12 protein-coding genes are annotated in these 12,642 nt (G+C 47.9%); 7 read left to right on the plus strand and 5 right to left on the minus strand.

Going from position 1 to position 12,642, the window contains the following annotated elements; genetic code table 11:
- The first annotated feature begins 413 nt into the window (after positions 1-413).
- On the plus strand, positions 414-1,376 hold the full coding sequence (locus tag B5M13_RS06975; RefSeq protein ID WP_080059828.1) for an alpha-E domain-containing protein: 963 nt from the start codon (positions 414-416) through the stop codon (positions 1,374-1,376).
- A gap of 134 nt (positions 1,377-1,510) precedes the next feature.
- Here the strand turns inward: B5M13_RS06975 and B5M13_RS06980 are convergent, their stop codons facing one another.
- The 3 genes from B5M13_RS06980 to B5M13_RS06990 all read right to left on the minus strand — a co-directional run bounded on the left by B5M13_RS06980 (position 1,511) and on the right by B5M13_RS06990 (position 6,395).
- Positions 1,511-2,284: a hypothetical protein gene (locus tag B5M13_RS06980; RefSeq protein ID WP_080054994.1), complete on the minus strand. Its 774-nt coding sequence runs from the start codon at positions 2,282-2,284 to the stop codon at positions 1,511-1,513.
- A 259-nt stretch (positions 2,285-2,543) separates the two neighbouring features.
- Positions 2,544-4,589 (minus strand): 1,4-alpha-glucan branching protein GlgB, encoded by a 2,046-nt coding sequence (glgB, locus tag B5M13_RS06985; protein WP_080054995.1) that lies wholly within the window; start codon positions 4,587-4,589, stop codon positions 2,544-2,546.
- A gap of 129 nt (positions 4,590-4,718) precedes the next feature.
- Positions 4,719-6,395 (minus strand): putative maltokinase, encoded by a 1,677-nt coding sequence (locus B5M13_RS06990; RefSeq protein WP_080054996.1) that lies wholly within the window; start codon positions 6,393-6,395, stop codon positions 4,719-4,721.
- Between the two features lie 220 nt (positions 6,396-6,615).
- On the opposite strand from B5M13_RS06990, the gene B5M13_RS06995 reads away from it, so the two are divergent.
- On the plus strand, positions 6,616-7,623 hold the full coding sequence (locus B5M13_RS06995; protein ID WP_080054997.1) for a glycoside hydrolase family 43 protein: 1,008 nt from the start codon (positions 6,616-6,618) through the stop codon (positions 7,621-7,623).
- 129 nt (positions 7,624-7,752) lie between these two features.
- Positions 7,753-9,327: a Na+/H+ antiporter gene (locus B5M13_RS07000; RefSeq protein WP_080054998.1), complete on the plus strand. Its 1,575-nt coding sequence runs from the start codon at positions 7,753-7,755 to the stop codon at positions 9,325-9,327.
- 11 nt (positions 9,328-9,338) lie between these two features.
- Here the strand turns inward: B5M13_RS07000 and B5M13_RS34015 are convergent, their stop codons facing one another.
- A complete protein-coding gene (locus B5M13_RS34015) occupies positions 9,339-9,620 on the minus strand; it encodes a helix-turn-helix domain-containing protein (protein WP_317047014.1) in 282 nt (93 codons plus the stop codon).
- Positions 9,611-9,838: a hypothetical protein gene (locus B5M13_RS34020; protein ID WP_245859822.1), complete on the minus strand. Its 228-nt coding sequence runs from the start codon at positions 9,836-9,838 to the stop codon at positions 9,611-9,613. Before B5M13_RS34020 ends, B5M13_RS34015 begins: the two co-directional genes overlap by 10 nt.
- A 527-nt stretch (positions 9,839-10,365) precedes the next feature.
- On the opposite strand from B5M13_RS34020, the gene B5M13_RS07010 reads away from it, so the two are divergent.
- The 4 genes from B5M13_RS07010 (at position 10,366) to B5M13_RS07025 (ending at position 12,636) form a co-directional block, all read left to right on the plus strand.
- Positions 10,366-10,824 (plus strand): SRPBCC family protein, encoded by a 459-nt coding sequence (locus B5M13_RS07010; RefSeq protein WP_080054999.1) that lies wholly within the window; start codon positions 10,366-10,368, stop codon positions 10,822-10,824.
- Between the two features lie 262 nt (positions 10,825-11,086).
- A complete protein-coding gene (locus tag B5M13_RS07015; protein WP_080055000.1) occupies positions 11,087-11,452 on the plus strand; it encodes a hypothetical protein in 366 nt (121 codons plus the stop codon).
- Positions 11,453-11,572: 120 nt separating this feature from the next.
- Entirely contained in the window at positions 11,573-12,190 is a 618-nt protein-coding gene (locus tag B5M13_RS07020) for a DUF3267 domain-containing protein (protein ID WP_245859824.1), read from the plus strand.
- Between the two features lie 14 nt (positions 12,191-12,204).
- Positions 12,205-12,636, plus strand: coding sequence for a putative quinol monooxygenase (locus tag B5M13_RS07025; protein ID WP_080055002.1), 432 nt, complete (start codon positions 12,205-12,207; stop codon positions 12,634-12,636).
- Positions 12,637-12,642 lie beyond the last annotated feature (6 nt).

The raw sequence follows: 12,642 nt of genomic DNA on the forward strand, positions 1-12,642 counted from the left end.
TCGGACAGAGTTAGAGGCTATTTATTTTTGCCTGTCCTTTATCATTAAACAGGTAAATCCAGTAAAGCATAGGGCACTGATTACAAGTTTTAAGCGTGTGCGTAAACCTAATCTAGCCATGCACTGTTTTCTAAGAGCCTTCTGGCGGCAGCTTATTTCTATAATCTACATCTACTCGTTCCAATCAAAACACTTCTATTTGCCAATGAATTAGTAGGTTGGGGTAGGCAATAGTGGGCAACATACTTTCTGGCCTTAGCCTGTTTGAGTATCAAGGGCGAGCCAACTTAAGTCTGCCGCTGATAGATGATAATTTGGTGAAATTATCGTATATTGGTAACAGTGTCTTGATTAATCGGTTAAGGTCCCTATTTTTGTTGGCAATACCCGATTTTACCCCAACTTTATATGCTATGCTAAGTCGCGTTGCTAACTCAGTTTATTGGATGCACCGCTATATTGAACGGGCTGAGAACTATGCTCGTTTCATGAGTGTGAATTTCAACCTGGCCCTCGATTTGCCACCCAATGTTGATCAGCAGTGGGAGCCGTTATTGACAGCGACGGCTGATAATGAGCGGTTTAAGAAATATTATTCGGAGCCTACGCGTGAGAATGTTATTCATTTCATGACGTTCGATAAGCGAAATCCGAATTCAATCGTGTCGTGCCTGAGCGATGCTCGCGAAAACGCCCGAACTATTCGGGAAGTTATCTCCAAAGAGATGTGGGAACACCTGAATACGTTCTATCTAATGGTACGCGATACTTCGCCAAAGCAACAGTGGGAGCAGACGCAGACGCAAAACTTTTTTACGGAAATTCGGAATAGCATACAGCTTTTTTATGGAATCATTGATGCAACAATTACCCGTAATGAAGCCTGGCACTTTGGGCGATTGGGGCGTTTTTTAGAGCGGGCGGATAAAACATCCCGGTTTCTGGATGTGAAGTATTTTACACTTCTCCCCGAAATAGAGCTGGTTGGATCAACCATCGATTTGATGATCTGGTCAGCGGTTCTGAAATCGGTTAGTGCGTATAATATGCACCGTCAGCAGTATCGGTCGCTGACACCGGCCAGTATTGTCGAATTTCTGATTTTAGATAAGATGTTTCCGCGAGCTGTGGCGCATTGTATCCGGCAGGCTGAATTATCGCTCTACGAAATTTCAGGGAATAACATTACACAAGGTTTTGGGAACTCTGCCGAACGCATGCTGTCTAAGCTAAGAACCGATATTGAGTTTACCGAAACGGCCGATATTTTTAAGACAGGCCTCCACCAATATCTCGATAACTTCCAGACGCGTACTAATACTGTTGGCGACGCTATCTTTCAAACCTACTTCGATTTAAAGCCGATTGAGGTGTAAAACGAAAGCGTTTGCGATCGGTTTATAAGGAAGAATCTTATTCATACCTTAGCTCACAAGCAGGGCTACGTTAAGATTCTTCCTTCTTCAGTATAATACAACCGATTATTTGGGGCCTGCATTAAGCAGGTTCGTTAGTAGAAGATGGGAAATGTCAAAGCCAGATAGGCCATTCCAGCCCGGTGACGAAAACGGTTATTATCGGCGACGACATCGCGATTGGATGTTTTCGTTTCGGTAACAAGCCATTGATAGCCTGCTTTGACGGCTAAACGCTGGGTAAGATGAAGCCGGGCATAAACTTCGGTAGCAAGTGTGCCAATGTCATTATCGCCTAACAACCGCACATTAAACCGACTGGGCGATGCTTTTTGAAAAACGTTGTTCCCCTGAAAGTATACATTTACCGAGTCGGCACCCGAAGCCGAGTGAAGCGTAAATTGACCCGTCGAGGATTTGTAACGACCTGTGCGTGATTTCCCGATTGTCAATCCCAACAGATCGGCACTGGCCCCTATTTCGACTTTCCCCAGATTGATTTGCGCCCGAATGCCCACATTGAGTGAGGTCATGGTCACATAATCGTACCGGATAGTATCGATATTTTTAATGACAAGCGGAGCGCCCAGAGCCGCAAAGCCTGTTTTTTCGCGAGTTAGTCGGGCTGGGGCTGTGTAGTAGTCAAGATTATCACCGTAAAATGCACCCAGTCGCAGGTTCCAGCCCAGCGAAAACAGTTTTCGTTCGCCTACATTAAGCATTTGGTAGTAGGCAATGGATGGATTGTAATGATTAGTGGAGTAAGCCATTCCCAGATCGTATCCGCTACTCAGACGAGCTGCTACAGGCGATTGGGCGAAGCTATAGGTAGAAATAAGCAGTAAAAGCGGAATCAGAACTTTCTTCATGCAGACAAATCAGGCTGTTCGAGCAGGCAAAGTTAGATGGATTCGCCGTTATCAGGTAATCTGATCGTGTCCGGGTCTTCCTAAACATACCCTACGGTAACGGCAAACGGTAGTTTTTTACTAACCCGACTTAAGGCTCTGTTGTTTTTTCGAGTAAGCGGTTTTAGCAAACGACGGAATTAGACCCGCTTTATGCGGAGGTATCCAAACAGAAAAATACTGGAGTGAAGACGCGTCTGTTTCACTCCAGCATTCTGTACTAATTTACCGCTTTGAGCACAACAGCACCTAGCGGAGGTATATTTAATTGGATCGATTGAGAGCGGCCATGCCAGGCTTCCTGCTCACTGGCAATAGGCGTTGCATTCAACACACCGCTACCGTAAAACTCCGTAGCATCGCTATTGAAAATTTCCTTATACGAACCTGCCGCTGGTACACCTATCCGGTAATGAGCGCGCGGAATGGGCGTCATGTTCAGCACAATCAGTACCGTATCGTTGGGGTTATTGCCTTTCCGGCTATAGGTGATCACGCTGTTTTCACGGTCGGTGGTATCAATCCATTCGAAGCCATCGGCAGAGAAATTACGTTCGTATAAGGCGGGCTCGGTTCGGTAAAGCTGGTTGAGGGCTTTTACACAGGCGGCCATGCCTTTATGCGGGGCGTATTCCAGCAGGTGCCAGTCCAGGCTGGTATCAAACTTCCATTCGGCCGTTTGTCCAAATTCGCCACCCATAAACAGTAATTTGGTACCTGAGTGCGTAAACATGTAAGCAAACAGCAACCGTAGATTCGCAAAACGCTGCCATTCGTCGCCCGGCATTTTACCTACCAGCGATTGCTTACCATACACGACCTCGTCGTGCGACAGGGGCAGCATGAAGTTTTCGGTAAAGGCGTAAATTGTGCTGAACGTTAGTTCGTCCTGATGGTATTTGCGGTAGCCTGGATCGCGTTCGAAGTACCGAAGCGTATCGTTCATCCAGCCCATCATCCACTTCATGCCGAACCCTAAACCACCCGTATAGACCGGACGCGATACACCAGGGAAAGCGGTCGATTCTTCGGCAATCGTCTGGGTATCCGGGAATTCTTTATAAACCGCTTCGTTCAGTTCCTTAAAGAGCGAAATGGCTTCCAGATTTTCGCGACCACCAAACATATTCGGCTCCCATTCGCCCGCATTGCGTGAGTAATCCAGATACAGCATCGACGCTACAGCATCCACTCGGAGCCCGTCGGCATGACAACGATCGAGCCAGAACAGGGCATTACTGAGCAGGAAAGAGCGTACTTCGGGCCGGGTGTAGTTGAATACGTAGCTTTTCCAGTCGGGATGGTAGCCTTTCCGCATATCCGGGTGTTCGTACAGATGCGAACCGTCGAATTCGTACAAACCATGCGCATCGCCGGGGAAGTGGGAGGGAACCCAGTCGAGCAAGACACCGATGCCAGCCTGATGCAGTCGTTCGATAAGCCGCATAAAATCCTGTGCTGTGCCAAACCGGCTGCTGGGTGCATAATAGCCCGTAATCTGGTAGCCCCAGGAGGGGGCATACGGATACTGCATAACGGGCATAAACTCCACATGGGTGAAGCCCATCTCCTGCACATACGGAACCAGGGCATCAGCAATTTCGCCGTAACTCAGTTCGCGTTCGGGGTTACCAGGATCACGTCGCCAGGACGATAGGTGTACTTCGTAGACTGAAACAGGTGCATTGAGGGCATTTTTTGTATGGCGGTTTGCCATCCAGCCCTGATCCTGCCATTCGTAGTACGTATCCCAGACGACCGAAGCCGTTTTGGGGGGAACTTCCCACTGGTGAGCGTACGGATCGCCTTTTTCCAGCTCACGTCCACTTTCATGAACGATAAAATATTTATAGGTTTCGCCCCGGCCAATGTGCGGGATGAATACTTCCCAGATGCCCGAAGAGTCCCAGCGAACATTCATCGGGTGGCTTCCTTTATCCCATCCGTTGAAATTGCCAATAACTGCAACATAACGGGCCGAGGGGGCCCAAACCGCAAAATAGGTGCCTGTTACGCCACTATACTCAACGACATGAGAGCCAAATTTCTCGTAGAGCCTGGTGTGCTTGCCTGACCGAAACAAGTAAATGTCGAAATCAGTGAAGCGGGAATAAGGCCCTGTCGAAACAGGTTGTTCGGCCGGAACGGATGGGGTAGGGGCTGCCTGTGCTTGCTTCGGTTTGGGTGATTTTGGGGGCGTTGATGTTTCCGGTTGGTTATTGTCGGGTATAGGCGACGAGTCCGTCGTAGTTTTTCGTTTTGCCATAGGTTAAACCTGATAAGCTTCCGTTAGTGAACGTAATCAGAGTCGGAAAGTTAGAAAAAAAGTGGGACGCTCAAAGGTCTTCATTCAGATTGTAAACGATTCAGACCCTGAACAAGCGCCCTGAATGATCTATTCGGTTGGTTTCACTTGCAGTAGTCCGGTTTGCAGCATCGGTACATCATGCGCAACACCGCCATCGCTCAATCGGATTTTTTCGATCTCACGCACCACATCAATGATGCCTTTCAGCGGAATTTTTACCCAGGAGGGGCGGTAGCTAATTTCATAGCCTAACTCGTAAACCGCCTTTTCGAGCAGGTAAATCAGGAGCAGAAAATTGATCTCGCTGTTGTTTTTGAACAAAGGATGCGGGGCACCGAACACGTCTAAATAGGCATCCAGAAACGTGTCTCGGATGAGGTAAAACCAGCGGTCCGATACGCGCTGTAAATGGTCAGGCTCAATACCAGCTGTTTCCGTCGAATTAAAGAGCTTAGCCGAAACGGCGTAGTGATACGATCGGATCATACCCGCCACATCTTTCAGGGGAGAGTGTTTGATCTTCCGTTCGGAAATGGTGCTTTCGGGCTCCCCTTCAAAGTCGATCATCACAAAGTCGGCACCTGCCTGGTTATTCGTTACGGCCAGTACCTGCCCCAGATGGTAGTCGCCATGAATACGGATGCGTAGCGATTGAAGTGGCCGGGTGCGGAAGTCGGCAATGAACGTGTCGATCATTTCTTTGGCTTCCATAAACACCCAGGCCAGCCGTTGCGCCTGCGGATCGAGTTTGGTGTAATTATCGATCAGGAGGGCGTACCGGCGTTCGAGCAAATCTTCGAATCGCCGGATCAAAAACTGGCGGTATTCGTCTGTAAAGGGTTCAGGCGCAAAGGCAGGGTCGGCTCCGGGTTTGTAGAGCGCACAGTGCAATTCGCCCGTTCGTCGGCCCAGCAGTTCCACTTTATCGAATACATCTTCCCGAATGGCAAACATTCGGTTCGGCACACCATACAAGAAATCATTCAGGTAGTCGCCGGTTTGCATCCACGAATCCTTGTCGTTCGGAACCATGCGTTGCACCATGCCCAGCGTAATATCGGGGCTGTCGGGTTGTTGCCATACAATGCTGCCGCCAAAAGCCGGAATGTTCGGAAAACTGCTTTCGTCCGTCAGAAACGCCACCATATCAACTTCAGGATTAGTTTCCTGAAACAGTTTACGGTACAGTTTCAGAAAGTATTTGTCACCGAACGTCATGGCCGAATTGCTAGAGTCGACGGGTAGCACGCGTGAGTTAAGCAGTTCGTCGCCTTCGTCCAGCCCCTTACCCCGTTGAAAGCTTATCTGGCCGACGGCCTGAGGAATGATCCGATTCAGGTAAATGGATGTAAACAGCACCTGCCGGAACCGCTCATCGTAAATAGCATCGATCAGTATCCCTGATTGTCCGTTCAGAGCGATCTCACCTACACGGCCTTTTTCGGGTATATCGGCGCGCTGAACGGAAAGCTGTGGGACGGTCTGATCGGGAATGAACGAAAGCGGCAGCAAATAATGTTCGGGCACACCATCGGAATAGGAGGCTTCCAGAACCAACAAGTAAGCCACATCACCATCGGTCAGCGAAAGGGTATGGATGGTTTTTACGGAAAAGCCTGTTTGCGGCCGGGCTTTCCCGGCAAACCATCGGCAGGTGTTTACATAGGGGGGGAGTACCGTTTGGGATAGCGTCAACCAGAAATTCGCATCGGAGGCAGTCTCTGACCAACTGGTTGGGGTGCTTATGGGTTGTTGCATACTCATCATAGGTAAGTCTACATAGCGTTTGTCAGGCCAACAGCCTATGGGCTGGAAACGTTATGAGTCAAAAATTTCTTGAATATAGAATAAATTGGAGGATCATTCGTACTGAACGCCCGTCATTGAATCGGTATCATCTAAAGCCTGTAAGTTGGTGTATTGTTAGAAAATGGCATCACCGTGGTTTTGTTAACTTAAGTCGATCTTAATCCTTTGAGCCTGTATGAAAACGTATTGGTTAACTTTTCTTGGCTGTCTGTTCGTTTCGTTGCCGCTAAAGGCGCAGAATAATCAGCCAAAGCAGATAAGAACAAATGTGCCGCTGGATTCCATTCGCCTGAGCGACCCGGCTATTCTGGCCGATCGCCAAACCAATATGTATTATATGACCGGTACGGGAGGTATGCTTTGGAAAAGTAAAAATCTGAACCTATGGGATGGTCCTTACAAGGTTGCCCAAACCGATCCGAACTCGTGGATGGGTCCCAATCCGATGATTTGGGCTGCCGAAATTCACCCCTATAAAAACAAGTACTATTACTTTGCTACGTTCACCAACCGGGCTGTCATGATTGACACCGTCAAAGGTAGGGCTATTGAACGACGGGCCTGTCATGTACTGGTCAGCAATAAACCCGATGGGCCGTATGTGCCTATGCAGGATGCGACGTATCTGCCTGCTAATATGCCTACGCTGGATGGAACGTTATGGGTCGATAAAAACGGGAAGCCATATCTGGTATATTGCTACGAATGGTTGCAAAACCTGAATGGGACTATCGAAACGATTGAACTAAAGCCCGATTTAAGTGGTACTGTTGGTAAAGCCAAAGTACTGTTTCGGGCCAGCGATTCGCCCTGGAGTCGGGAGAAGGACGAAGTGGGCAACGACAAACCGAATAAAGTTACGGACGGGCCTTACCTGTTTCAGACCAAAACCGGACGGCTGGGAATGATCTGGACCAGTTGGATTTATGACGTGTATACCCAGGGGGTAGCCTATTCAAAAAGCGGTACGCTGGATGGGCCCTGGATACAGGAAAAAGAGCCGATTACCCCGCCAAACTATGGGCATGGGATGTTGTTTCGTACGCTGGATGGCAAGCTGCTCCTATCCATGCATAGTCATAAGAGTGTAAACGGCCGGACGGTTCGGGTGCCGCATCTGTTCGAAGCCGATTTGTCGGGTGATAAGCTGGTTATTGGTAAACCGTATTTGCCAGCAGATTAGGGGTATGTAATTGATTCGCTATGGCAACAACTGTTACCAGTCAGTGCTTTGGTGGGTTTACGAACACCTTTGCCTGCTTGGCGGTTAGGCTAGATAAGGCTAAGTAATTTTCTTTACTTTTCACGAAACATGATTGAACAGGTTACGTTTTATCTGGGGATGGTGCTGGTAATGATATTTCTGATCATTCTGGCTCAGCGAATACAGGTTGCCTATCCGGTATTGCTGGTTGTGGCGGGGCTCGCCATTAGTTTTATGCCGGGCATACCCGTCCTCAACATGGACCCTGAGTTGATCTTCATCATCTTTTTGCCACCGCTCCTGTACGAAGCCGCCTGGTCGACCTCGTGGAAAGAGTTGTGGAAATGGCGACGGATAATTCTCTCGTTTGCTATTCTGGTTGTCTTTGTCACGGCCTTCAGTGTATCTCTGATTGCTTATCGTTTTATTCCTGGCTTTACCCTGGCACTGGGCTTTTTGCTGGGCGGAATCGTGTCGCCCCCGGATGCGGTGAGTGCAGGAGCCATCATGAAATTTGTTAAGGTACCTAAGCGCCTGTCGTCGATTCTGGAGGGCGAAAGCCTGTTGAACGATGCCTCTTCACTGATTATTTTTCAGTTTGCCGTGATCGCCGTTTCGACCGGAGAATTTGTGGTGCAGGATGCGCTGTTAACGTTTTTGTGGATGGTATTTGGGGGTGTCGGTATCGGTTTGCTGGTTGGGTGGCTACTGATGAAGGTCCATAGATGGCTTCCCGATCATGTCGATATTCATCAGGTGTTTTCTATTCTTGGTCCCTATGCCATGTATATAGGCGCCGAAGAAGCGCACAGTTCAGGGGTACTGGCGACGGTAAGCGGAGGGCTGCTGATGTCGTACCACCGTTTCAGTTTTTTAAATGGCCAGACTCGCATACGGGGCTATAATTTCTGGAGTACCGTTTCCTTCATTCTGAACGGACTTGTGTTTGTGCTGATTGGGCTGGACTTGCCGCAAATTGTTTCAGGGCTTGGGCAAACCAGCCTTGGCGAAGCCATTGGATATGGAGTACTTATTACAGTGACCTTAGTGGTAGTCCGGATTTTATCCTGCTACGGGGCCGTCATTACCACGCTCATTATGCGGAACTTCATTACCGTGGCCGATACAGGTAATCCGGGCTGGAAAACGCCTTTGCTACTGGGCTGGACAGGTATGCGTGGTGTGGTCTCGCTGGCTGCTGCCTTATCGATTCCTATCCGTCTTGCTGATGGTACACCGTTTCCACAACGAGACCTTATTCTCTTCATCACGTTTGTTGTCATTTTTCTGACACTTGTAGTTCAGGGACTTACGTTGCCCTTCTTTATCCGGAAATTTGGGTTTACCGAGCAGGATTATACCAAACCTGAGGAGAAGGTCGATGCCTTTATTGAAAAGGAGTTTGCGGCACTGGCCCTGCAATACATGCGCGAAAATCTGAGCGAGGCTGAACTGGCCCAGCCCGTTTATCAGAAACTAATGAAAGCCAGCGCTTACCGACTGTCGTCCGAAGGAACATCGGCTTTCAGTGAACCCATCAAAGAATTGTATCGGCATATTCTGGACCGGCAACGGCGATGGCTGGTTGAAAAAAACCGAACGACCATGACCCTCGATGAAGACATTGTCCGCAAGCACCTCTACTACCTGGATCATGAAGAGGAACGGTTACTTTTGCGTTGAAGCCAATCTGTTTAGCTGACTACCGCTTCCTTATTGTATTTCGTTTTATAGTCGATCGGCGCCATACCCGTAATTTTTCGGAATACTTCCCGAAACGCTTTTGCCTCCGAATAGCCAACTTCATACATAACCTCATTGATGGTTTTTCGCGTGGATTTGAGCGCTTTTTGGGGCGATTCAATTTTGACCCGTTGAGCATATTCAATGGCTGTATTGTCGGTTGTTTTTATAAAGCGTCGGTCAAAATTTCGTCGGCCTACAGCAACTAGACTGGAGAGATACGCTATGGATATTTTTCCTGTAGATTACTTTCTGTGTAGTCCTGCGCCTTTCTAACTACCTCATCGCCATGCTGTTTCTGGCCGGTAAAGATGGTAAGGGCTGACTGGCTTTGCCGGTCGATCTCGATCTGAAAGAGCTTGGTGCAGTAAATGGCGGTTTGACCGGTTGCAGCTTCACTTTGGGGAACGCCTGTCGGAACGTGTCGGCAGCCGCCCAATGGGTAGAGCACGTTTTACCGTCGAGTAAACCAGCCGACGCCAGCATAAAGGCCCCATACAGATGCTGGCTATTTCAGTCCCGTTTTTATACTGCTTGACAATCCAGTCAATCAGCGGCTCATTACCCGTTGTGGCTTGTTGCGCATTGTGATTCAATGGTGGAATAAGGATGAGATTGGTTTTCTCCAGCGCTCCAATATGTGTGTGTGGTGGTTCCACCGTAAACAAATAGTCCTCAAAATCTACGGATGGCGAAATACCCGCTAAAACGACGGTGAACTAGTCGGTTCGACCGATTGCCTTCCAGTAGGCGTTTGCTTCGGTGAACAATTCATATGCCCCAACAATACTACTTAGGTTTTGCTGACCGTCGGGTACAACTATGGTAATGTGTTTCACGGCCTTTTTAAGGCAAAAAACCTGGAAAAATGTCCAGATCAACCCATTACAAAGTCCATTTTACACCCTCTTACTCCTCAATTTCGCCACTAGTTTTGCCTGTTCATTTTTTCTAATTACATCTAAAAACAACAATACGATGACTTCTTCTGATTTTACGGTTACCCTCCTCGTTGACCAAGACCCGGAAATTGTGTTTGCTGCTGTCAATAACGTAGCTGGCTGGTGGACAGAAAATGTTGAAGGTGATTCGCATCATCTAAACGATGCATTTGAGGTGCGCTTCGGCGACGTACATTATTCCCGACAGCAACTAATCGAGTTTATTCCGGCCCAACAAGTTGTGTGGCTTATTACCGATAGTCAGCTTAGTTTCATCAGCGATAAAAGTGAGTGGACAGGAACTCGTGTTGTTTTTGATATCACTGAAAATGGCGGACAAACGCAGCTTCGCTTTACTCACCAGGGCTTGAAGCCTGAGATCGAATGCTATGGCGCGTGCTCGAATGCCTGGGGTGGTTATATCCGAAATAGCCTCTTCAATTTGATCACTACAGGCCAAGGACAGCCAGACTGGAAAGTAGAAACGGAATTCTAGCCATAAATGAAGTATAACCATGAAAAAACTGGAAGGGAAAAAGCGGTAGTTATTGGCCGTAGTCGTGGTACGGGGCTGGCAATCACGAATGCCTGGTTGAGGAAGGGGCTAATCTGTTGGTTGTGGCCCGAAACGGAACTTCTTTAGCGGCAGTGGTCTGCATTTGTTGGACTGAGGTACATTCAGCATCAATTGGAATACAGATGTAAAAGCTGCTTTTGATATAGCCCATCATGCCCTGACAGCACCCGTTAAACCCGGTATGTTAATCATTTTTATTGCGAGGGGAGCCGCCCTGTTCGGCTCCCCGATTTCGGGTGGGTACGCAGGCTCAAAACGAACGCAGCGATTTCTCGCTAACTACGCACAAGAAGCCTCGAATCGGCTGAATCCAGGGCTGCGCTTTCTGGCCTTTGCTTCCCTGCGATTGATGGAGGGGACAGGAGTGGGTGAGGTAGTTATTCCGGCTTATGCCGCCTACAGTGGCATTTCGGAAACCGATTTTAAAGCCCGCATGAGACTGGCTCAGTCGAAAGAAGAGGTGGCAGAACATGTAGTTTCCATGGCCAATAGACCTCCTCAACTGGACGAAGCAAATGCCTGGTTTATTACACAAAAGGGTTACTGACTGAGCCAAAACTGAGGGAGCAAATGGGTATTTAAGTTGGTGAGACGCTCTATCTAATAGGATACACGTACTATTTTACTAATATTGAGCCGACACGAATAAAGGTAGCAAGGAGTAACCATGAACGTGAAACCACAAGAATTGATTTCACTGGGGTATCACATGGACCAGGAGCTTGACCATAGTGAACTGGTACCGTTTGTGAAAACGAATTTGAAACGGATAAACCCGGTTTCTATTTTTTATTGGGGTTTTAATATCGTCGTCGTTGTTGCGCTGATCTTTTTTCTTATTCAGGAAAAGCGATTACCTGTATCGGAAGCGATTACGAAACTGTTTCTAGGGGTTTTTATTTTCTTTGTTATCCTATTGCCTATTCATGAACTGATACATGGATTCTTTTATAAGGTCGCTGGTGCGCAGAACGTACAGTTTACGGCACACTGGCGAACGCTTGTTTTTTATTGCTTAGCCGATAACTTTGTTGCCGATGCTAAATCGTTTTTAGTGGTTGCGCTCACCCCATTTCTTATGATCAATTCGGGGTTGATTGCAATGCTGTTTTTTGTATCGCCGGCCTTATTTTACACCTTGTTCGGTGCACTACTTTTGCATACGGGTGGTTGCTTTGGCGACTTTGGGTTGGTAAGTTATTTTTATGAAAACAGGCAGAGAAAGCCTGTAACGTATGACGATGCGCAGGCGAAAAAATCATATTTTCTTTTACGACCAGCTTAAAGCGGATAAATTGTATGCGTATGATCAATACGGCTCGCAAACGCCAAACAAACCTGGCCAAGTCAGTAATGGCTTTGATTACCGTATGCCTGTTAGTCTGTTTTTTTGGGACAAAAACTGTGGCACAGCCGAAAAAGCAAATGGTTAGGCTGGCAAAGATTAATGTTGACCCTTCGCAGCTCGAAAGGTATAACGCAGCCTTGAAAGAGCAAATGGCTACCGCTATTCGTGTTGAACCGGGGGTGTTAACCTACTATGCGGTAGCGGATAAAAACGATCCGGCACACATCACCATCCTCGAAATATATGCCGACACAGCCGCTTATAAGGCACATATTACGACTCCTCATTTTACGAAATACAAGGATACCGTAAAGGATATGGTGAAGTCTCTGGAACTGGTTGATGTTACACTACTGGGTTCTGCTAAAAAGCCGGGTATGTAATCCGTA

Origin of the sequence: Spirosoma aerolatum, assembly GCF_002056795.1 — a bacterium.
GTDB classification, from domain to species: domain Bacteria; phylum Bacteroidota; class Bacteroidia; order Cytophagales; family Spirosomataceae; genus Spirosoma; species Spirosoma aerolatum.

Bases quoted from the DNA above. Each gene is read 5' to 3' on its own strand.
- B5M13_RS06975 (WP_080059828.1), top strand. From the start codon at position 414: ATGCTAAGTCGCGTTGCTAACTCAGTTTATTGGATGCACCGCTATATT.
- B5M13_RS06980 (WP_080054994.1), bottom strand. From the start codon at position 2,284: ATGAAGAAAGTTCTGATTCCGCTTTTACTGCTTATTTCTACCTATAGC.
- glgB (WP_080054995.1), bottom strand. From the start codon at position 4,589: ATGGCAAAACGAAAAACTACGACGGACTCGTCGCCTATACCCGACAAT.
- B5M13_RS06990 (WP_080054996.1), bottom strand. From the start codon at position 6,395: ATGAGTATGCAACAACCCATAAGCACCCCAACCAGTTGGTCAGAGACT.
- B5M13_RS06995 (WP_080054997.1), top strand. From the start codon at position 6,616: ATGAAAACGTATTGGTTAACTTTTCTTGGCTGTCTGTTCGTTTCGTTG.
- B5M13_RS07000 (WP_080054998.1), top strand. From the start codon at position 7,753: ATGATTGAACAGGTTACGTTTTATCTGGGGATGGTGCTGGTAATGATA.
- B5M13_RS07010 (WP_080054999.1), top strand. From the start codon at position 10,366: ATGACTTCTTCTGATTTTACGGTTACCCTCCTCGTTGACCAAGACCCG.
- B5M13_RS07015 (WP_080055000.1), top strand. From the start codon at position 11,087: ATGTTAATCATTTTTATTGCGAGGGGAGCCGCCCTGTTCGGCTCCCCG.
- B5M13_RS07020 (WP_245859824.1), top strand. From the start codon at position 11,573: ATGAACGTGAAACCACAAGAATTGATTTCACTGGGGTATCACATGGAC.
- B5M13_RS07025 (WP_080055002.1), top strand. From the start codon at position 12,205: ATGCGTATGATCAATACGGCTCGCAAACGCCAAACAAACCTGGCCAAG.